Origin of the sequence: Flavobacterium collinsii, assembly GCF_946903285.1 — a bacterium.
GTDB classification, from domain to species: Bacteria; Bacteroidota; Bacteroidia; order Flavobacteriales; family Flavobacteriaceae; genus Flavobacterium; species Flavobacterium collinsii.
The window spans coordinates 2,115,567-2,137,739 of sequence record NZ_OX336425.1; the positions used below are offsets into that span (position 1 = coordinate 2,115,567).

Below are 22,173 nucleotides of genomic sequence, written 5' to 3' on the forward strand. Positions count from 1 at the left end.
CAAAATTGTGATGCATTCAGGAGAACGTCCCGGGGAGCGAGGTTTAATAAATAAATGAAGAGATGAAACAGAATATTTACGATGATACAGATTTTTTTGAAAACTATGGTAAAATGGCGCGTTCGATTGATGGTTTGAATTCGGCAGGAGAGTGGCATGTTTTAAAAAAGATGCTGCCTGATTTTCAAGGGAAAAATGTTCTTGATCTGGGTTGTGGTTATGGATGGCATTGTATTTACGCAAAAGAACAAGGTGCAGAGAGTGTCATTGGAATTGATTTGTCAAAAAAAATGATTGATAAAGCAAAGGAAAAATCAAAAGGATTATCAATAGAATATTATCAAATGCCAATAGAAGATATTGAATTTGAAAAGGAGCAGTTTGATGTTATTTTTAGTTCACTTACCTTTCATTATATACAAGATCTAAAAGCTCTTTTTCGTAAAATCAATAAGTATCTAAAGAAGGGCGGAAGTTTTGTTTTTTCTATGGAACATCCTGTTTTTACAGCAAAAAGTGAGCAAGATTGGTTTAAAGAAGAAAATGGAAACCGACTACATTGGCCAGTTGACAATTATCAGTACGAAGGAGCAAGAGAAACCTCTTTTTTAGGCCATAAAGTAGTAAAATACCATCGAACAGTAGCAAGTATTCTAAATATTGTAATTGATTCAGGTTTTAGTATTACACAAATATCGGAACCAAAACCGTCGGAGGAAATTATTGAAAAATATCCGGAAATGAAAGACGAGTTAAGAAGACCAATTTTTATTATGGTTGCTGCGGGTAAGTCATAAATTAATGAATTTTGGAATGCAAATAGTACACAGATTATACGGATTCGCTAGGCGAAAACGCTGATAAAAACGGATTTTAAATGTTTTTCCCTTTTCATAGCTTCCAACTTTTTTAACTGGTAATTCTAACAAGAACATCGGAATTAAAAACTGAATTCGTATATTGTTCTGCTAAAATCAAATATGCCAGTCCTATACATTTTAGAATACCTGCTTTCAAACGTTTTTCAGTTCATTTTAATAGAAATAATTTAGATTATGAAAAAATCATTAATGCTCTTCATTGCATTCTTAGCTTTAACAGCGTGCTCTAAACATCAAAAAGAAAAAAACATTGCTATCACCGGAATAGATTCCACATTGCGTCCTGGTAATGATTTTTTTAAATATGTAAATGGTAAATGGTATGATTCTGTATCAATACCTGCATCTCAAACCGGAGTAGGTGTCTACATGTTTATGAATTACCCGCAACGAATGCGTCTGCAAGGAATATTGGACAGTATTTCGCAAAGTAAGAATTCAGCAGGAAGTATAGCACAAAAGGTAGGCGACTTTTATGCATCAGGTATGGATACCGTAACTATTGACAAACGCGGTTATACACCTATCAAACCTCTATTGGCCAAAATTGAAGCAATTAGCGATTTACCGTCTTTAATGAACTTTGTAGTTAATGAAGTAAAAGTGGGCAATTCTTCTATTATAGCTTTTGGAGTGTCAACCGATGATAAAAACAGCAGTATGAACATTGCTCAAATCTATCAAACGGGTATCGGTTTGCCTGACAGGGACTATTATTTCAAATCAGATGCACCAACTGTTGCGATACAGGAATCGTACAAAAAATACCTAACTACATTATTTCAACAAACAGGCAGCAATACCGAAGAGGCTAAAAAGAATGCTAATTTGGTGTACGATATAGACAAACAACTCGCTGTTTCGCATAAAACAAAAGTTGAGCTTCGGGATGTACAGGCCAATTATAATAAAATAGCTGTAACAGATCTTATAAAAAGACAACCCAACATAGGCTGGACTGCTTTTTTAAATAATTTAGGGGCTAAAACCGATTTTATTAATGTAGGTCAACCTGCCTATTATGATGCCCTTAATAAGCTTTTGAAAACCATCCCTATTGCTAATTGGAAAATTTACCTGAAAGCAAATTCGTTAGAAAGATATGCAGATGATTTAAGTAAACCTTTTGTAGATGCTTCATTTGAATATACCAAAGTGCTTTCTGGTCAGGCTGTTCAAAAATCACGTGGCGAAAAAATGGCTAGTGTTCTTGATGCTTACTTAGGCGACGCATTGGGCGAATTGTATGTTAAGAAATATTTTTCGGAAGATGCTAAAAAACGTATGTTAATCCTCGTGAATAATTTGCAAAAAGCTTATGCCATAAGAATTGATAAATTGGAATGGATGAGCCCTGTTACAAAACAAAAAGCAAAAGAAAAATTGGCCGCCATGACTAAGAAAATAGGATATCCGGACAAATGGAGAGACTATAGCAAGGTACATATTGCCAGGGATGCTTATTTTGAGAATATGGTTTCGGCCGCTACGGTTGACTATCAATTTCAATTGGCAAAATTGGGTAAACCAGTTGATAGATCTGAATGGTATACGACAGTTCCAACTGTTACAGCATATAATAACCCTACTGCAAATGAAATTGTTTTTCCTGCAGGTATTTTACAACCTCCGTATTTTGATAATAATGCAGATGATGCACTTAACTATGGAGGTATCGGAATGGTGATTGGTCACGAAATAACCCATACTTTTGACGATCAGGGTGCGCAATATGATAAGGATGGTAACTTAAAAAACTGGTGGACAAAAGAGGATTATGCACAGTTTAAATCAAGAGTACAGCAGGTGATCAATTTGTACAGCACCTATACTGTTTTGGGTGATCTGCATGTTAATGGTGCCATGACAGTTGGTGAAAATACGGCAGATATTGCAGGATTAGCAGTTGCTTATGATGCGTTTAAAATGACCGAACAAGGAAAAGGAAACACAAAAATAGACGGATTTACTCCAGACCAGCGTTTCTTTATTTCGTTAGCCAAAATATGGAGAGTAAAAATGAAAGACGAGTTCCTGCGTTTGTGGATCAACAATAACCCACATTCTCCACCAATTTGGCGTGTAAATGGTACTTTAATGAATACTACTCCTTTTTACGAAGCATTTAATGTACAACCCGGAGATAAAATGTTTTTACCGAAGAAAGACAGAATAACAATTTGGTAATATCTTAGTTGAAATTTTCCAATGAAAAGCTGCGCAAATGTTCCTGTGAACTTTGCGCATTTTTTTTGGTTTCTTAGAAATTGCAAACTTTATAAAAGGCTCTTAACTTTTTACGTTTTAGCCTAAACAAAAAAACTCCAGATTACTCTGAAGCTTTTGTCGTTGCACTAGAAACGGGACTCAAATCTGTGATCTCTAATCTGTTGTTGCACATGTCAGCGTAACTGGTTTAAAAATTAAATAAATTATATTTTCCGAAACAGTTCTGAAATCTCAATATTTAAAGCTTTGCTGATGCGTATAAGTTTATCAATGCCCATAATTTGTTTGCCTAACATATATCTTCTTAATGCTTCAATATCTAAATCTGCATCATGAGCTACATTGCGTACTTTAAGATTTTGCTCTTTAATAATCTCTTTTATGTTATTTCCAACAATCTTCACAGATTCAGGGACTTCATTTTTTCTCATCACTTATTATTAAGACTTGAAAATTATAATTAAGTAGCTAAAAAAACAGGAACGTATATATCCAGTCAAATAAATCTGTTTTTTTATGTATATTTGTTTAATCGTATTAAAAAAATATAGTAAGAAATTCAATGTAGAGTATAAAATGCAGGATTATTAAAAATTAAAATTATGGAAATGCAACAAAAAGAATTAGCTACAACTATTTTAAAATTAATAAGTAAAATGAACTATTTTACAAAACTAGAACCCGATGCTGAAAATAATTCGTTTAGCGTACCAATAAGATTATCTTCTTATTATGAATTAAATCTAACAATCTCTTCGTTGCTAAAAACTTGTATTAGTTTACTTAAAAAAGATATTTCCTCTGATGTCACAATTGATTTAATAATCTTACTTGAAATTGCCTTGCAGCTTCTTCCTGACGATGAAATGGAGTTGCTGGATAAGATGCGTGAAATAAATAAAAGGTAATGTGGATTTGTAATCTGTACCCGCTACTAGTACGGACAATTATCTTGGGTTATTATAATGGTTTAGCATGTGTATCTTAATTTTTCTCTGAATTTTGTTTGCATAGTGACTCATATAAGTGCCAAAAAGCATCAATCAAATTAAAAGTTCTTTTGATGATTTAAAGTGAAAAAATTATATATTTGGAAATAAAGAATGTGTGAAATTTATCATACATGTTTACCTAAATCTGGTTGACTTTGTATGGTTTTGTTATGCATATGAGTAAGTTAGCGGCCATTGTAAACAAACTTTATGAAAAGATTATATTTAATTTTAGCCATTTCCTTATTCTTTTTTGGGTGCAAAAATGAAGATAAAAAAATTAAACCTAAAAGTGAACCTGTAACTGTATTTCCTACGATAGTAAATCCTTTGAATTTAAAATATGAATCCTTTTTTGATGAAGAAAACCCTACTTGGATTTCTACTGCAAACTATAATTTTAACTATATCGGAAAATTGAAAGATTCTATATCGTTAGGGGTAGAATATTTCTCAATTGCTGAATTTCCCAAGAATAGAAAGAAAGACTCAGAAATTGAAAAGCGACAACGTCGAAATGCAGAATATTATATTGAATGGGACAAAAAGAATCGTTATTCATTTATGCAAGAGCAAAAAGTTGAAATTCAAATATGCTCTAAAAAAATTAATAATTTTCATACTGCGCTATTAAGAAATAGAACAAAAGACACCATCCCAATTGGTTTTGGAGATAGAATCCCTTTGATTTTGGAAGCGAAAAATAAATTAGGTAAATGGGAACCTATACAAGAAAGATTTGTCTACATGTGTGGAAATGGAGTTGGTACAATCATTTTGCCCCCAAAAGAAATAGCTATAACATTAGTGCCAAATTTTAAAGGAAATTATAAAACTCAATTAAGACTTTCTATGGGAAGTAATAAATCGAATGCTATTTGGGGAAATATCAATTACAGACAATTCGAAAGTAAGTTTGATGAAAATGGAGAATATAAAGAAGAATATAAAAACGAAGGGAAAACACCAGAAAACAATGACCGTTAACAGCCGTTTGGTGAGATTGGGGTTTTAGGCTTAATTTAAAGATAGTTTTATATTTGGAATATTTGTGCTTAATCGAAAAATCTAGCGTCTTTATTCCTTAACCTTTCTAAGCGCCAGAATGATGGCAGTAAGTTTATGAAAAATCAAATAACGACAATATTTTTATTTCTAATTATCCTCACTTCTTGTAACAAAAAGCAAGAAGAAAAAATAATGTCGTTAAGTGAATTACAAAATGAAAAAATATATAAAAATTTAGATAGTTTGCCAAAAAATCTAGAATTGGTTTATCGTGTTGATTTATCAGAAAACAATTTGACTACAATCCCAAAGATAATCTTCAAACTGTCTAATCTACAAGAATTAAATCTTTCCGTAAATAATTTATCAGAACTTAATCATTTAGAAGAACTGCAAAACCTCCAGATTTTAAATATTGGAATGAATAATTTTAAAACGTTCCCAATTGAAATAATTAAGCTTAAAAAACTTAGAACGCTAGATATTTGGTGGAATGATATTAGAACTTTTCCGGAGGCATTTTATGAAAATAATGGAAACATCGAAGAGCTCAACTTAACAAGTATGTTTGAATTTGACTTCACAAACAACTTATCAAAGATTCATCGATTTAAAAACCTTAGACAACTAAATCTAGGTAATAATCAAATTAAGAATTTAAATATAGAATTTGATAAACTTTCTAATTTAGAAACTTTTGGATATATTAGACAGGATAAAATTGATACTAAAAGTATCATTTTAGAGCTTTCTAAATGTAAAAAACTTAGAACTATCCATCTAAGCGTTAATCATATCAGAGAACTTCCAAGTGAAATTTCATTACTTAATAATTTGGAAGAATTAAACTTATACGAAAACGAATTGACTAATCTTCCTAATAGTTTACTTAGAATGAAGCGACTAAACTCAATTACATTAGATGGCAATAAAATTGATAAAAAAATAATTTTAGATTTTGAAGCCAAAATGCCAAAGACGACTTTTATATACTAACAAAAAAAACTACTGCCAACAGCTACTACAACGGATTTGGGCAATTGGCTTAATGAAAAGTAGGTTTTGTATTTGGATGATTTGGCAAATCCAAAGAAAGTACTTGTTTTAGGCACAAAACAGTTGTAATGTGAGCCTAATGTGTAAAGCGCATGAAGCCGATAATTAAAGAACCTAACGATATAAATGAAAAATATAAAATCAATTTTGACTTTTTTTTTAATTCTAAATTTTGTAAATATCTATGCAAATAAAGATAGAATTGAAGCTCCACAATCGTTTAAATTTATTTTTAAAAATAATGAAGTTATAATTTTAAAGTCAACTGATATAAGGTTGAAAAAGTATTGTGATGAAATAGTGAGTAGAAAAAGAAAAATTATTGAGGCTCAATTGAGATATAAAACAGGAGAAATAATAACGGCTAAATATGACGGTAAGAATTGGAGTTGTTTAAAAATACGCTACAAAAACAAAGAAAGAAATGTTCCGAAAAACATTTTAAGAAAAATTACTCAAATTCATTTTTCAACTTTAAATCTGATATGGTCGTCAGATAATGAAATAGCTTTTAATTCATCGTATTTCTTAATGGATTTTGAAGTTGGAACTGTAAAATATTTTAATAAATTGCCAAATTTGAATTTACTTTTCGAAGATTCAATGTTTTTTGGAAATAAGAAATTTTCAAAGTGTACACTACAAAAGCAAGTCGGAGAAAATGCAACTCAAATATTTGCTTTTTAGCATAACAAAATACATTACTCCCCCTGCTGGCGCGAGCGTCCCGCTCGTGAACGCAACGAAATGTTAACAAAGAAGGGAAGTTAATAAAAATAAAGCTTCAGATTTCCCCTGAAGCTTTATTTTGATATTTTTTATAAAAATGATTTATTCTGAAACTATTTATTGATTAATTTTTCAATCCTTGTCATCATTTCATCTTTTTCTTTAAGCATGCCATCGTATAATCGATTTTTTCTCCGTGTAGTTTTAAAACCTCTTTTTATAGGGTAGAAAGTTGGACGAAGATTACTGTTCGATGTGCATCTTACTGATTTATGATAAAAAATAGAGCACTTTATCACACAACGCTGTGCCAATTTGGAGAGCTTTGCGTAGTTTGTACAACATATAAAGAAGTTGACAGTAATTTTAAGCAGACATTATGAAAACAAATATATTTATGATCTTTCTCGGCCTTTTGATATTCAGTTCTTGTAGACAAGATAATGTTGACTGGATTTTTGTAAATGGCGGGACTTTTGAACAGGGCAAAAACCAAATCATCATTAGCCCCAAAGGCGACACAATAAAAGGATTTACAAGTCCGCACCGAATGGTTGAACTTGATGATTTTTACATAAGTAAATATGAAATAACTGTTAAACAGTTTCGGGAGTTTTGTGAAAAAACAGGCAGAAAAATGCCTGATGCACCTATTGAAAATGCATACGGAATAAAAGTATATTATAAATGGATAGACGAAAATCCAATGCTGGCAACTTGGGATGAAGCTAATGACTTTGCAAAATGGGCCGGTGGAAGATTACCAACAGAAGCAGAGTGGGAATATGCCGCTAAAGGAGGAAAGAAAACTAAAAATTACAAGTATAGTGGTAGTAATAATCCAATCGAGATTGGATGGGTAAAAGAAAATTCAGACAGTACCTTTCATAAAGTTGGACTTCTCAGGCCTAATGAACTGGGAATTTATGATATGACCGGAAATGTTGGTGAATGGGTTTCTGATTGGTACAACCCTGAAAAGGATGGTTTAGTAAGTAAAAAGAACCCGCAAGGGCCAACAGAAGGAGAAGGATCGTATAAAGTTTCGAAAGGTGTTAGTTGGTTTTACGAAACCCAAAGCGTAGATGGAAAACCATTAGAATATGGAATTCATATGCCAGAAGTTAGATACCAATCTCCAAAAGGTACACGAAATGACGGATTTGGATTTAGAATCGCGAAAAATAAATAAAAAACTATTCGCAAAAGACCAAAAATGATTTGGGCAATAGGGTTTAAAGGGAAATAATTTAATGAGAGAAATCAGGCTTAATCGAAAAGAAATGAGCCTTATATATCGGACTCATTATTATCTAATTTTAATTATAAATTCGTCTAAACTTTTGTGAGCAGTCTACTTTAATATATAAGATATTTTTTATTTTTGAACATGTCTTAATGAAAAATATTAATTAAATGAGTGTTTTAATTACGTAGTCAACAAAATATACTTATTTCATAATTCTTTAGAAAATGCATAAATTAAAAATATTAATTTTAATAGTTTTTATTACTTCTTTCAAATCTGTAAGATCACAGAGTAAAGAATTAATTGTTACTATTAATTCAAGTTTAATCGACATTGATAACTCAAATCCAGAATATCCTTTTAAGGAACTATTTAAATTTCAAGATATATTTCAAAATGTAAAAATATTTGGTTTTGGAGAGGCAACGCATGGCACTAAAGAATTTCAGGATTTAAAAGATAAGTTTTTCAGATACTTAGTTACTAATTGTAATGTGAAAACATTTGCAATAGAGGCTAATTATAGTGACTGTTTGTCCATTAATTCATATATTAAGGATGGGAAGGGTAATCCAAAAGATCTTCTTAGTAAAATAGGATATTGGATATGGAATACGAACGAAATATTATCATTAATCGAATGGATGAGATTTTATAATTCAACGCAAAGTAAAGAGAGCCAATTAAGTTTTGTTGGTATAGATGTTTTGAATTGTAAAAATGCTGTAAATATACTTTACAAATACCTACAAAGTAATTTTTCACCCAACAATCAGAAGTATCTCACTACATTAAATAATTACATTTCGGAGAGTAATTTAAAAAATCTTAGAAAGAAAGAATTTGAAGAACATTACCTAATATTAAAGTCTTTAGATCTGGAATTAAAATCTTTAAAAGACCCCTATTTATGGCAACTTAACAATTCTATCTTGCAGTATATTTTGATGAAGATAGATTACACTCAGAATCGCAGAGATGAATTAATGTTTGAAAATGTAAATTGGTTAGTAGAAAATAGTAATAATAATATATTTATTTGTGCTCACAATTCTCACATTAAAAAAAATAATATTTCATTTTATTCCTTAGGACATCACTTAAAAAATAAATATTCTGAAAAATATTATAGTGTCGGTTTTGACTTTGGATCTGGTAGTTTTAATGCTTGGGATCTTGAGAATAACAAAATTAAAGCGTATTCGATTGACTTACCTTTAAAAAAAACAAGTAGTGAGGTATTTAATTATGCTTCTTCTGATATGTATTTTTTAGATTTTAATAAAAGTAGTTTTTCTCCCGTATTAAATGAGTTTGTAATGTCTAAAGTATTTTACAGAGATATTGGATCTACTTATTCTCCAAAGATGGTTCAAAAAGAAAAATTGAAAGAAGCATTTGATGGAATTATATTTGTTAAAAAATCAAATGAATCGACTCTGTTAAATTAAATAATTTTAAGTTGTTAGTCAATTAATCTATTTAATTGTAGTTCATAAAAACAGACAGGTTTTTTTGTGAAATAAATCGGTATCCTTTGGTTTGGGTAGTGGTTATCAATGATTTTTAGAGAATCATATATTATAATTCATTCAAGTAGCTAGTTTTTATAGGTTAAAAAACAAAGACTAAATTTATAGATTTGTTTTGTCAACTAATAAACCTTGCCTATGAAATAGTTTTTCTGAAACTTTTTGCAAAAAAATCCCCCGGTACCGCACGAATCCTTTCGTGTGGTACGTTCTACTTGCACTCTCAGAATTACGAAATTTATAGTCTCTACTCATTTTAATATTTTAAGCCTTTATAACTAGACTAGTCCTTGACACACATACTGCCGCACGAAAGGATTCGTGCGGGGGCGGGGTAGATGGAAAACCATTAGAATATGGAATTCATATGCCAGAAGTTAGATACCAATCTCCAAAAGGCACACGAAATGGCGGATTTGGATTTAGAATCGCGAAAAATAAATAAAAAACTATTCGTAAAAGACCAAAATTGATTTGGGTAATAGGATTTAAAGGGGAAATAATTTAATGAGAGAATCAAGCTTAATTTAAAAGAAATGAGCCTTGTATATCGGATTCATTATTATCTAATTTTAATTATAAATTCGTCTAAACTTTTGGGAGCAGTCTATAGCAAAAAGCACTAATCATTATAATATGCTGCTCCCTTGTTTTTACATCATTTTAGGATAATATTATATGCATTAGAGATAATACAATATTAGAAAAAGAGATAAAGACATGAGATATTTGCTAAATTAATAGTTGTAAAAACAATTAAGTTTGAAAAATGCTAAAAGCAGGATTTCTGGAAAAGAGATGAGAGCTATTGATGGTGGAGGACCTGTTACCCCTAAAGGTTGTGGCGCCTGTTCTAGTTCGTATGACTGAGGATCAGGTTGTAATGCGTGCGATGGGCGTTCCTGTTTTACGTTTAAAAAGTTTTTAGCACTTCTTATGCAATAAATTAGGTTTAAAAATAATGTACATGAAATTAAAATTTTCAATTTTCTTTTTAGTTCTTCCATTTATAATGGTAGCGCAGCACAATTTTGTGCTAAATGGTGTCTGCTCCCAAAAAGCGAACAAAAAAAATATTTATTTGACATATAAGGTCAATGGCGAGAGCATTACCAAATCTTCAGAGATTTATAACAATAAATTTGTATTTAAAGGGGAAATTGATTTCCCGGTTAAAGCAATTATTTGTACTGACCCTAGATTTTATATGACAAACTTAAATTCAAAAATAATTTATTTGGAGCCGTCCACAATGAGTGCTAAACTCGATATTGATGATTTGAATACTATAGTAATAAATGGTTCTAAAACGAACGATGAATTTTATGCATTGCAAAATACAGCGGAAAAGGAAAAAATTCACAAAAAAATTGATTCTATCAGAGAATTGAGTAGATTTTATTCTGTTAAAATGACTGCAACAAGTGATAATTCTTTAAAAATTCAATTTAAAAAGAGTTTAGATTCGCTCGATCAGCAGTTGGATCAATGGGTGGGTCAAAATATAAGAATAAATAGGCAATCGGATTTTGAATTTATAAAAAAAAATCCAAATTCATTTATAACACCTGACTTATTAGATCACATATTAGCAGAAGAGGATAATCAAATTCCATATGATACAATTAAAAATTTATACGATAAATTAGGGTCAGCAGTAAAAAAATCTTACAGCGGAAAACAATTGGCTGAAAAATTAAGTTATTTTAAAAATAGTAGAATTGGAAGCTTAGCCCCTGATTTTGAGGTAAATGATTTGAATGCTAACTTGTTGCGACTTAGCTCATATAAAAACAGCAAATATGTGCTTCTTGATTTTTGGGCAAGTTGGTGTGGCCCTTGCAGAGAAGATTTTCCTTTTCTAAAAGAAATGTACTCTAAATATCAAGACAAAGGCTTTGAAATTATAAGTGTTACAAAGGATGAAAAACTAGATTTGTGGAGAGCTACAATACAAAAAGAAAATATTGAAAAATGGAAACATTTTTCAATCAAAGAAAACAAAAGCACAATTGAAAACACCTATGCGGTAACAGGAATTCCAGTAAAAATCTTAATCGATAAAGATGGAAATATCATCGGCAGATGGATAGGCAGCAGTGTAGAAATCAAAGCAGAAATCGAAAATATGATTATTGGAATATTTCACAACTAATAGATAATATATACCTTAAAATAATAAATAATCATAAGTAAATCCTATTCATTTCTTATCCCCGCTACCGCACGAATCCTCTCGCGTGGTACGTTCTACTTGCACTTTCAGAATTACAAAATTTATAGTTTCTACTCATTTTTAATATTTTAAAACTTTATAACGAAACTAGGCCTTGACATACATGCTGCCACACGAAAGGATTCGTGCGGGAGCGGGGATGCTAACTGAGCGAGATGCTGAAACATTAGTCTTAATTTGGGAACCATCTATCAATCAGAGTTTTTATTTCCAATTTCGCATTTTCAAGAATTGAATTTAATTGGTCTCTATTTTGGTCAACCCCAAAAGCTGAAATTTGTTCTGAAGAGATACCCATAAAATCAAAATTTTGTTTTATTGTAGATGAAGCAAATTCCTTGATATTATCGGAATTATTGTAATCGAATCCACTAACAATTATGGATAGCGCTTTTTTATCTTTACAAAGACCACTAAAGCCTGTTTCAGGGCTAAAAGAAAATGTCTTGTCACTAACTACAATAGCATCTATCCAGGCCTTTACGGTTGCTGGCATTGTAAAATTGTAAATAGGAAAAGCCAATACAATATTATCAACTGCAATAACTTCATCTATAAGTTTATGATGATTAGATAGAGTTAAGAGTTCTATTTCTGAAAAATCTCTTTTACCCATATTCCATTCCATTATTAAATTCAAATTTTTCTCTAATAATAATTCTGGTGGAGTTTCAGCTAGATTTAAATGTTTTATTTCTGTTTTTCCTTTTGCTAGTTCCACAAACTCATCAAATAAAATTTGGGTGTAAGAACCTTTTCTGGGTGCATAGTTTATTACTAATGTTTTTGTCATCTTCTTTTTTTTACAAATATAGAGTCAACACATTGATAATTTTAATTATTTTTGTTTGCTTATTTATAATATATGTTATGATTAATTTAGAATGGTTGAGAACTTTTGGTGCTATATATGAATGTAAAAACATAACAGAAGCTTCAAAAAAATTAAATATGACTCAACCTGGAGTTAGTAAACATTTATCTGCCCTGGAAAGCCATATTGGAAAAAAACTATTTGAAAGAACTACTCGGAAATTAGCACCTACCGAATATGGGAAATTTTTATATTCACAAATTAATAATCCATTAAGTGAATTAGAAAAAGTAGAATATTATTCAAGTCAAAGAACAAAAAAACAACGATCTGCAATAACAATTGGTTGTACCACAGACTTTTTCAGGAAAGAATTAATACATCACATTTATGCATTTGACATGTATATAGTGACCCAGTTTGGAAATGAAAAAGAATTGATTGAAGCTCTTGAAATGGAAAAAATTCAATTATTGGTTGGAATAAAAAAACACGATGCTTACGACCATCAATTCACATATTTAAAGAATGAAGAGTTAGAATTAATTTGCTCCAATTCTACTGTTATTCCAGAGAATATCGAAAAAAATGATAAGCAATTCAACACATGGCTACAAAAGCAAACTTGGTTTGCATATGACAATAACCAAAATGATATAAAAAAGTTCTGGGATTCTAGATTTAATACTAATCCTAGAATAGTTCCAAGATATATTTTACCCTCTTATTTGGACATAATAGAAACTTTAAAAAACAATAGCGGATTTAGTATAGTTCCAAAACATTTATGTGATGAAGAGTTAGACAAAAAATTAATTAAAACACCAATTAAGTCTTTTAAAATAATAGAGCAAAAACTATTTTATTCATTCAAGCTGAAGAATAATAATTTGAAAGAAATTAACCTTTTTATAGAGAAGATGAAAAAAACTAATTTACCCGATCGCTCCAATATGTAGACAACTATAGCGCAGATTTGCAATCTGTGTCCGCAAAGAGAATCAGAAAGGTATAAATACAAAAAGCTCCAGATTTCTCTGAAGCTTTTTGTCTTAGTAGCAGGAAGCATTCAAATAGCTAGCTAGCTAGCTTATAAAGGATTATTATAGAGTTATTTGTATTTCTTTTGTCAGCCTGTCTAATTCTTTTAATAAGGTAGGAAATCTAAATTCCCCCGCCATACTTTCGACTTTTGTAAATGCATCGTCCAAATCGATACCGATTGAAGTAATAAAAAGAGGTTTTTTACTATCGCCTCTAAATAAGCTTTTTTTGTCTTTATTTAGTGATGCAAAATTAGTTTTGGCAACACCAATTATTGGAATTTTCTGGTTTAGTTTTTCATATAGATATCCTCCTAAACCATATTTTTTATCATCATCCAGATAAATATATCCATCGACAATAATCGCGTCAATATTTTCTAGTTTCATCTTTTGTAAAAGACTTAAAATGCATGGTAATTCTCTTCGATAAAATTCTCCTGGGATATAGTCTTCGATATTATCAATTATTTCTGAATGTACTTTGTAATCTTTGTCTTGATTCCATTGATTAAATTCAATACAAACGGTTTTGGCTTTTCCGTCAAAATAATAAGTGTCAAATGCTAAAAGCACAAAATTTTCTATCATAATTCTATTGGTTTTATTGTGTCAAAGGTACTTAATGTGTGCGGTATTATTGGATAAGTGAAAAATTTAGCTATAGTTGATATTTTCTTTATCATAAAGCAATTTAGGAGTGAAAATACTAGCTTTTTACAATCTCAACGTTTTTTATATTTTCTTAAAATTCTTTAGTTCCAAAAGATTTAATGTACAGCTTTCTTTATAAGATACAAGTGCTTGCAACTTGCTGCTCTGAAAGAGCTCTGGCAATAACATGGTGCGAAGTACCATGAATAATGATGATGCTTCTTTAAGCCCTGTAAGGGCGAAAGCCTAACCCAAAAAGCACATATCTTATTTTATGACATTTCCGAAAGTTAGCAACTTTTAATCAAGATCTTATGCTTCATTTATAATTGCTTATGCCCATTCAGGGCAATATGATTCATTATCTTACTTTATAGTGCGTTGCACTATTTTTATGCTTTTGGGCTTTCAGCCCTTTTTAAACATTTCAAATATTTATACCGAAAGAGAACACTAATTATAAAATCAGCTGTAATAAAATGATTTCTTAAATGAAGAGCTGAAATCGTTAATAGAAGGAATAACTTCTATCAACCCCACAACATTTTGTATTGATCCATCTTTTTTGCTTAATCCCCAACTTTTGAACCTGATCCGGAACAGGACTCGAACCTGTGTCCGCCGCGGCGGATATGAGCCCACCAGTTTAAAAAAAAACACCAACTTGTTGAAGTTGGTGTTTTACTTAGTAGCGGGAACAGGACTCGAACCTGTGACCTTCGGGTTATGAGCCCGACGAGCTGCCTACTGCTCTATCCCGCGATGTTTCGGGTGCAAAGATACACAGTAAATACGGTTATGCAAAGAAATTTCGGAATTATTTTTAAATATGTGAATTTTAATTTTAAGTAACTGGTATTTAGTTGTTTGTGTTTTTGGCTAAAGTGGTTTAAATCTCATACTTTAGTAGTTCTGAGTATGGATCTCCTTTTAAACCTAATAAAAAAGCAAAAGCAGGCTCCGTTTTGTAACCGTTTTGTTTGAGTTTGACGATCTCTAATCGGAAATTTTCGCCTTTTGATTGCAGAATTTGATACTCTATAACCATATGGCGATACGCATTCTGTTCTTTGGTTGGAATATTTTGCCCAAAGATCTCAATTTCAAAAGAGGCTATTTTAAAATTTGCAATAATAGATTCTTGATTATCAATTAGTGCTTCCCTGATGGTATAGTTGTCTTTACTTCCGAAGGTAATGTTGAGTTTCTCCACAAATTCAACCTTGTTTTTCCAATAACAAATAATGTCCAGGTCACTATTTTCAATATCGATATGAATTGGGATCGTGCCTGCCAAAATTGGATCAAATTCAGCGAGGTCATCCAAAATCTTATGTTGGGTAAGGATTTCATAAGTCTGAATTTGTCCGCTGTTTCCGTTTTTTAGATAGTCGATAGTGGTAAAATCGGTCATTTACTATAATTAGTTTCTTCTTTAATTTCAGCTTTGAGTCTTTTGTTGATGTCAATTTTGGCATTTGTGAAAACAAAAATAGTGGCTCCAGACTCTCTGGCATATTTATTAGTGATTTCGCCTCCAATACGGGAAGACTCAAAGAAAGGACTGGTTTCTTCAAGTTCAGCAGTTCTTTCCCAATAGTTTTTAACTCTTATGACGTTTTTGTAGGGCACATCAAGAACAAACCAATTGACATAATCGGCGTTAAAAGACACGGCTTTGATTCCTTTTTTAGAGTAATAGTTTATGGCTCCGGCCTGTCCGTAATTATCACAAAGTACCAGAGTTGTTTCGGGATTCGGAATTAAGGCATAAAGAGAATCTGTTTTGCGGGCGAGCTCTTTCCAGCCCAGCATATCGGCAAAATCTTGTGGCAGCGCATGCTCTTTTCCATCTTCCCATTGAAGCATTCCCATTTTTCTGTATGCTTCCGGATTTTTTATGATATACTCCGGACTTTTATTAGGGAAAGCCAAGTCGTACATAGGTATAAAAAATAATATTGGAATGATGATGAAAATGGGTTTCAGATAACGTTTCCAGCCTGTTTGTAGTGCCTGAGAAAGAAAAACAGCTCCAAAAGCGATATAAACAGGATATAAACCAATAGCATAATAAGCTTTGGCTTTGAAATACAGAAAAACGATCAGTGTAAAGATTATCGAAGCAAAAAAGAATCTATATTTTTCGAAAGGTTTGTAGAACAATAAGGCGTACAAAGCAGCAAGAAGAACAAAGAAAGAACCGATAAAAAATAATAATTGTTTTTTCAAAAATTCCATTCGATCTACATTAACGAGTTGTGTTTCGGCGAGCTCTTTCATGTGATGCACAATAGGGAAGTGGTTGTTGTATTGCCATAAAAGATTAGGTAAAATCAGTAACACTCCTAAAATCAGTGCCCAATAGAGTTTTTTCTCAACAAATATTTTCCTCTGTTTGGATAGCAAAAGAGCGGGTAAGAGGCCAATAAGGAGAAACAGTATATTGTATTTATTCAGAAAACCGAAGGCGAAAACGACAGCACCAATGTAAAACCATTTTTTGTTTTCGGTAGTAACGTATTGAATGATCACATAATAAAAAGAAGTCCAGCATAAGATGTCTAACGAATTCGGCTGGTACAGTATATTGATCCGCAACAGAGATGAAAACAAAACGCAGGTAGAACCTAAAATCAGAGCGTATAAATTTCCTTTCAACGTTTCAATAGTTTTCCAGACCACCACAAGTGTCAAAGCTCCAAAAAGAGCCGGGAAAAACTTCACCCAAAAAATCGAATTTCCAAGTAAAAGAATAAGATAAGAAACCCAGGAAGTAACCGGAGGAACCGATAAATAGCCCCATGCCAAATGATGTGCCTGATCAAGATGCAAGTATTCGTCGCGTTGCAAATCATATTCAGGACTTATTAGAATATATTGCAGTATAAATTTTAAGGCGATAAACCCTAGCAAGATGGCAGTTTTTTTGGTCATGGTAGTTTTTGGTTTTTTAAGCGGTAATTTTCGGGTCTACTGTTTCTTCTCTAATCGTTTAAATTTAAGGCTAATATAAGTTTATTTTAGATGGAGGACAAAAACAGCTTTTTGAAATTTGGACTTAAGGCATAAAAAAAGCTTCAGATATTTTCTGAAGCTTTGTATGAAGTTCGAAACACATTTAGTTGGCTCTGCTTCTTTCTTCTTCATTTCCAAAATCTCTTTGTTTGGATTTGATGTTTTGATTACCGAATTTATAACTCAGCGAAATTCGGAAGCCTCTACTGTCACTATAGCTTTTTACATTGGTTTTAATATCGTTTGAACTATAGGAAATCAATGGTTTTTGCGCATTCAGTAAATCTTCGCCAATGATGGTAACCGAAAGATTTTTGTTGAAAGTTAATAGCTTAACCGAAATGTCAAGAATATTCAAAGTCGAAATATTAAAAATTTGGTAACGGCCCGGCAGTTGTAAACCATAGTTTAATCCAAGAAATAGTGTTTTGTTACTGTTTAGGGTAAAATCATTATTGCTGTAAATGTATCCGTTATAGCCATCGATGGACTGAATAAAATTGGTTTTTGATTTTACATTTTGATAGTTTAAATTGAATCCGGTAAAGCTGTTCCACCAGGACCATTTATTGAAATTGTATGAAGTAGAAAGCCCAATTTGATACGTATTAGCATAGTTTAAAGGAGTGTTTCTGGTAACATTTGTATCCGGATCGATGATCGATAATTCCTGTCCAAAATCTGAAACCTGAGAAAAATAAACAGAACTTACCCATTTTTGATTTCGGATAAACGAAAACTCAAAATTATCAATCAGTGAAGGTTTCAAATACGGATTCCCTTCTGAATAATAATAAGGACTTGTTTTAATAACAAAAGGATTTAAATAGTCAAAATCAGGTCTGCGGATTCTTCGGCTGTAGTTTAAGGAGAAAGAATTACTTTCATTAGGAACATACGTCAAATAGGCTGTTGGGAATAATTTTACATAATTGTTGGTATTGGTTTGATTCAGATTTTCAGAATAACCTTTGGTTTGTGTCGCTTCGATACGTAAACCAATTTGTGTCTCCCATTTTGAATTTATTTTTTTACTTCCCGAAAAATACAAAGCCTGATTGTACTCTTTATAATTAAAAACATTCGATTGATTGGTATTGAAAACCGGTGTTCCGCTTTCGTTATCATAAACAACCAGATTATTATCTGTATTAGTATGGAAAGTTTTCGCTCCAAAACTAATGTTTGCCCAGTCGTACGGTAAAGAAACATCGATATTGGCCGAGTAATTTTTGATGGTATTGACATTGGAATTCGTTGAAGAGAAAAAACCTCCGGGAATCTTATTTTTACTACTGTCTAATTCATTCCCTGAAAAGAAACGGGAGTCATTTTTGTTATAATCAAAATAATCCAGATCCATTGATATGTTTTTTCCTAAGCTGTCTATTGCAACCGAATTATGAAAGTTAACCGCATTCATTTTTGGATTGTTTTCACCATTTGCGTTCGACGTAATATAAGAATCTGCCATTCCGTTAGCATTATTGAATCTGGTAGTAAATGGGTTGTTTGAGTTCACTTTATCTGTAAAACTGCCCAGATATTTTAGTCCACTGCTCCATTTGTCAGTTACTTTATAATCAAAACCAAGACCTAAGCTCAGTACATCTGTGGTCGATTTATTTTTAAGTTCTTGCTTCCAGGTTTCATTGGTATAAAAAATAGAACTTTCAGAAGAAGTCAGTAATTTTTGTTTCCCTTTGCTAACAGTAGCTTGTACCGAAAGCTTATCGTGATCGTACGTAAAAAGTCCGTTCACGTTTCCGCCTGCGTATGTTTTTTGCGTGTAGGAAGTTCCAATATTGGCATTCCATGAATTGGCTTTTGCTTTTTTCAATTTAATATTAATAAGACCGCTATTGCCTTCGGCGTCATATTTTGCCGGAGGTGTCGTAATAACTTCAATACTCTTAATATTATCAGATGGAATTGATTTAAGAAAAGCCGCCAAATCTTCCTGAGGCATTCTTTGCAAACGATCGTCAATCATTACTAAAACTTCCCCTTTACCTACAATCGAAATCGCTTCATTTTGAACTCTTACAGTAGGTGTTGCTTTTAAAGCATCTAAAGCCGTTCCGCCAGTAGCCGTTACCGAATTTTCGACATTAAAAACAAGTCGATCGACTTTTTGTTCAATCAGTTTTTTTCTTGATTTTAAAGTCACGCCGTCAAGTTGTACCGATTCTTTAATTTCAATCGTGCCCAGATCGGTATTTTGATCTATTGTAATTTCACGGTTCATGAATTCTGTACCAAATTGCTCCAGTATGAAACGGTAATTTCCTTTTGGAGCTTTCAGAATAAAATTCCCCAGGCTGTCTGTTGAAGCCTGAGCGGTTAAAGTTTTTTGTTGGTTTAATAAACCGCTGATCACAAATTCAACGGCTAGTTTATTTTGATTGATCACTTTTCCTTTAACTTCATATTCCTGACCAAAAGAATACGTCTGATACAAAAAGGCAAGTACTAAAAGGCTAATGTTTTTCATGGTTTTTAAATTAATTACCCTGCAAAACTGCGCTGAAAAAAGACCGTAAAGAACTTTTATCGACAAACCCCTGTGATTAATCTACAAACCCGGCTTTAGACTTTTTAATGAATGTATATCTTTGAAAAAAAAACGAAACGATGTATAAAGGAACATTATCAAAAAGAGTAGAAGTGTTTATTCATATCATATATTGGCTTTTGATGGGGTATTTCACATTTGTTAAAAATCTAATCCAGAGCAAAAACTTCATTCCGGATCTGTTTCTTTCAACGTATATGATTGTGTTTGTGCTAACCTTTTATTTTCATTATTTTGTGGTGATGAAATTGGTTTTTAAATCCTTTCAGTGGAAAAGATTTTTTGTGGGAGTATTGGTTTCCTACTTGTTTTTTACGGGATCACGATGGTTGTTGGAACAGGTGATAAGCGATGTTTTATTTCATCGAATCAATTACACCAATCCAACTTTCTTTAAGTATATGGAGGATAATCTGCATTACAGCAGTATGCCTGTAATTTTAAGTTCACTGCTTTGGTTTGTTATTTATTTTATCCGTTTGCTGGAGTACAATCAGGTTATTCTGGAAGAAAACAAAAACACCGAAATCAAATTTCTGAAAGCACAGATCAATCCGCATTTTATATTTAATACACTCAACAATATTTATTCGATGGTTTATTTTCAATCGGATAAATCGTTGGCTGCCATCGAAAAACTAAGTCAGATTATGCGTTTTACGACCTACGAATCTCAAAAAGAAAAGATAAAACTGGCCGATGAAATCGAGTATATAAAAGCCTATATAGAGCTCGAACAATTAAGGCATCAGGAAAGTGCTTTTATTGATTTCAGAATTGAAACCGAAAATATTTCTGAAGAAATTCCGCCTTATATTTTGTCTCCGTTAATTGAAAATGCCTTAAAACACGGTGTTACATCTAACGAAAAACCAATTATAATCGAGCTGCGTTTAGAAGATCAAAAACTCAATTTTAAAGTAATAAATGATATCGCCATACAAAAGAAAGATAAATTGGGAGGTATTGGATTAAGTAATTTAAGAAAGAGACTGGAAATTCATTATCCGCAAAAACATCAGATAAAAGTAGTAAATCAAAACAACCAGTTTACAGCTGAACTTGAAATAGAATTAAGATGAAGAAAATAAATTGTATCATATTAGACGACGAACCTTTTGCAGTAAGGTTAATGGCAGATTATGCTTCTAAAGTACCGAGATTAAACGTTTTGTATGCCGATTCAGACGTTTTTAAAGCCATCGAAATACTGAACAATGAAGTGGTTGATTTGGTGTTTATAGACATTCAAATGCCACAGCTAACCGGAATTGAATTAATGCAGATGTTCAATCAGAAACACAACTTCATCATTACATCAGCTTATCCGGATTATGCTTTAGATGTTTTTCAGTTCCATGTTATAGATTATTTACTCAAACCAATTGTTTTCAATCGTTTTTATCAGAGTGTTGAAAAATTTATCCGTTGGCAGGAAACCTTTCAAAACCAGCAAACTGAAGATTTTCTATTTGTAAAAGCCGACCGGAAGCATCATAAAATAGCAACCGAAAACATCCTTTATATTGAAGGACTCAAAGACTATATTCGCATTCATACGAAAGGGGAGAAAATTATGGTTCTGGAAAACATGAAGGATATTTTGGAAAAGCTTCCTGTAAATCAATTTGTTCGAATTCATCGCTCCTATATAATCCCAAAAAGTAAAATAAAGGTTATTGATGGAAATCAGATACAACTCACCAGTGGAGAACAGCTTCCCGTTGGTGAAACCTATCGAAAGTTAGTCAGTGACTGGCTAAGTTAGCAGTAAATAAAAATATTGAACTGTACTAAATAGATTAAAGATGTACAGTATATGAATTTTAAAACCAGTGAATTAAGCTCACTGGTTTTTTTATACCCAAAATGAAGAATTTTCATTTTTAAACTTAAATGCGGTCTTTTAGTAGTATAGAAAATTATTAGAATCATTTAAAACCAATTGCTGATTTGTACCAGATGCATTTTGAAACTAAGAATGAATTTTTGACCGCTTTTGATCTTCATTATTTGATTTTGGCAGAAAGAAATAAAGTGTTTTTTTGTGAAAACAATTGGTAATTTGCTAAAACTGATTTCGTTTTTTCACACTTATGTCTAAAAAAGCGCCAATTGTTACGTAGATGATACCAGTTATTACTTTTAAAGTCCATG

Annotated in this window: 18 protein-coding genes and 1 tRNA gene; 12 read left to right on the forward strand and 7 right to left on the reverse strand. The window is 31.8% G+C overall.

The window, feature by feature from the left end; translation table 11 throughout:
* Positions 1–62 precede the first annotated feature (62 nt).
* Together OGZ34_RS09245 and OGZ34_RS09250 are read left to right on the forward strand one after the other, a co-directional pair.
* Positions 63–797 (forward strand): class I SAM-dependent methyltransferase, encoded by a 735-nt coding sequence (locus tag OGZ34_RS09245; protein WP_263362836.1) that lies wholly within the window; start codon positions 63–65, stop codon positions 795–797.
* A 258-nt stretch (positions 798–1,055) separates the two neighbouring features.
* Complete coding sequence (locus OGZ34_RS09250; protein WP_263362837.1) at positions 1,056–3,068, forward strand: M13 family metallopeptidase; 2,013 nt, start codon at positions 1,056–1,058, stop codon at positions 3,066–3,068.
* 245 nt (positions 3,069–3,313) lie between these two features.
* Here the strand turns inward: OGZ34_RS09250 and OGZ34_RS09255 are convergent, their stop codons facing one another.
* Entirely contained in the window at positions 3,314–3,541 is a 228-nt protein-coding gene (locus OGZ34_RS09255) for a helix-turn-helix domain-containing protein (RefSeq protein WP_263362838.1), read from the reverse strand.
* A 171-nt stretch (positions 3,542–3,712) separates the two neighbouring features.
* Here OGZ34_RS09255 and OGZ34_RS09260 point away from each other — a divergent pair, with 171 nt between their 5' ends.
* The 7 genes from OGZ34_RS09260 to OGZ34_RS09290 all read left to right on the forward strand — a co-directional run bounded on the left by OGZ34_RS09260 (position 3,713) and on the right by OGZ34_RS09290 (position 11,831).
* Entirely contained in the window at positions 3,713–4,018 is a 306-nt protein-coding gene (locus OGZ34_RS09260; protein WP_263362839.1) for a hypothetical protein, read from the forward strand.
* A 294-nt stretch (positions 4,019–4,312) separates the two neighbouring features.
* Positions 4,313–5,089, forward strand: coding sequence for a hypothetical protein (locus OGZ34_RS09265; protein ID WP_263362840.1), 777 nt, complete (start codon positions 4,313–4,315; stop codon positions 5,087–5,089).
* 135 nt (positions 5,090–5,224) lie between these two features.
* Positions 5,225–6,106 (forward strand): leucine-rich repeat domain-containing protein, encoded by an 882-nt coding sequence (locus tag OGZ34_RS09270; protein ID WP_263362841.1) that lies wholly within the window; start codon positions 5,225–5,227, stop codon positions 6,104–6,106.
* A 186-nt stretch (positions 6,107–6,292) separates the two neighbouring features.
* Entirely contained in the window at positions 6,293–6,853 is a 561-nt protein-coding gene (locus OGZ34_RS09275) for a hypothetical protein (RefSeq protein WP_263362842.1), read from the forward strand.
* Between the two features lie 421 nt (positions 6,854–7,274).
* Positions 7,275–8,087: a formylglycine-generating enzyme family protein gene (locus OGZ34_RS09280; RefSeq protein ID WP_263362843.1), complete on the forward strand. Its 813-nt coding sequence runs from the start codon at positions 7,275–7,277 to the stop codon at positions 8,085–8,087.
* A gap of 281 nt (positions 8,088–8,368) precedes the next feature.
* A complete protein-coding gene (locus tag OGZ34_RS09285) occupies positions 8,369–9,595 on the forward strand; it encodes an erythromycin esterase family protein (RefSeq protein ID WP_263362844.1) in 1,227 nt (408 codons plus the stop codon).
* 1,048 nt (positions 9,596–10,643) lie between these two features.
* Positions 10,644–11,831: a TlpA disulfide reductase family protein gene (locus OGZ34_RS09290; RefSeq protein WP_263362845.1), complete on the forward strand. Its 1,188-nt coding sequence runs from the start codon at positions 10,644–10,646 to the stop codon at positions 11,829–11,831.
* Positions 11,832–12,084: 253 nt separating this feature from the next.
* Here OGZ34_RS09290 and OGZ34_RS09295 read toward each other — a convergent pair whose 3' ends face one another.
* Positions 12,085–12,705 (reverse strand): NAD(P)H-dependent oxidoreductase, encoded by a 621-nt coding sequence (locus OGZ34_RS09295; protein ID WP_263362846.1) that lies wholly within the window; start codon positions 12,703–12,705, stop codon positions 12,085–12,087.
* A 77-nt stretch (positions 12,706–12,782) separates the two neighbouring features.
* Between OGZ34_RS09295 and OGZ34_RS09300 the strand changes: the two genes are divergently transcribed.
* Entirely contained in the window at positions 12,783–13,685 is a 903-nt protein-coding gene (locus OGZ34_RS09300) for a LysR family transcriptional regulator (protein WP_263362847.1), read from the forward strand.
* A gap of 144 nt (positions 13,686–13,829) precedes the next feature.
* Here OGZ34_RS09300 and OGZ34_RS09305 read toward each other — a convergent pair whose 3' ends face one another.
* The 5 genes from OGZ34_RS09305 to OGZ34_RS09325 all read right to left on the reverse strand — a co-directional run bounded on the left by OGZ34_RS09305 (position 13,830) and on the right by OGZ34_RS09325 (position 19,935).
* A complete protein-coding gene (locus tag OGZ34_RS09305) occupies positions 13,830–14,360 on the reverse strand; it encodes an endonuclease V (protein WP_246253206.1) in 531 nt (176 codons plus the stop codon).
* Positions 14,361–15,112: 752 nt separating this feature from the next.
* Positions 15,113–15,185 (reverse strand) — tRNA-Met (locus OGZ34_RS09310).
* 127 nt (positions 15,186–15,312) lie between these two features.
* A complete protein-coding gene (locus OGZ34_RS09315) occupies positions 15,313–15,837 on the reverse strand; it encodes a DUF4269 domain-containing protein (protein WP_263362848.1) in 525 nt (174 codons plus the stop codon).
* Complete coding sequence (locus OGZ34_RS09320; protein ID WP_263362849.1) at positions 15,834–17,360, reverse strand: ArnT family glycosyltransferase; 1,527 nt, start codon at positions 17,358–17,360, stop codon at positions 15,834–15,836. Before OGZ34_RS09320 ends, OGZ34_RS09315 begins: the two co-directional genes overlap by 4 nt.
* A gap of 184 nt (positions 17,361–17,544) precedes the next feature.
* Positions 17,545–19,935: a TonB-dependent receptor domain-containing protein gene (locus OGZ34_RS09325; protein WP_263362850.1), complete on the reverse strand. Its 2,391-nt coding sequence runs from the start codon at positions 19,933–19,935 to the stop codon at positions 17,545–17,547.
* Positions 19,936–20,075: 140 nt separating this feature from the next.
* On the opposite strand from OGZ34_RS09325, the gene OGZ34_RS09330 reads away from it, so the two are divergent.
* Positions 20,076–21,098: a sensor histidine kinase gene (locus OGZ34_RS09330; protein WP_173965892.1), complete on the forward strand. Its 1,023-nt coding sequence runs from the start codon at positions 20,076–20,078 to the stop codon at positions 21,096–21,098.
* Positions 21,095–21,784, forward strand: coding sequence for a LytR/AlgR family response regulator transcription factor (locus OGZ34_RS09335; RefSeq protein ID WP_173965891.1), 690 nt, complete (start codon positions 21,095–21,097; stop codon positions 21,782–21,784). Before OGZ34_RS09330 ends, OGZ34_RS09335 begins: the two co-directional genes overlap by 4 nt.
* Positions 21,785–22,173 lie beyond the last annotated feature (389 nt).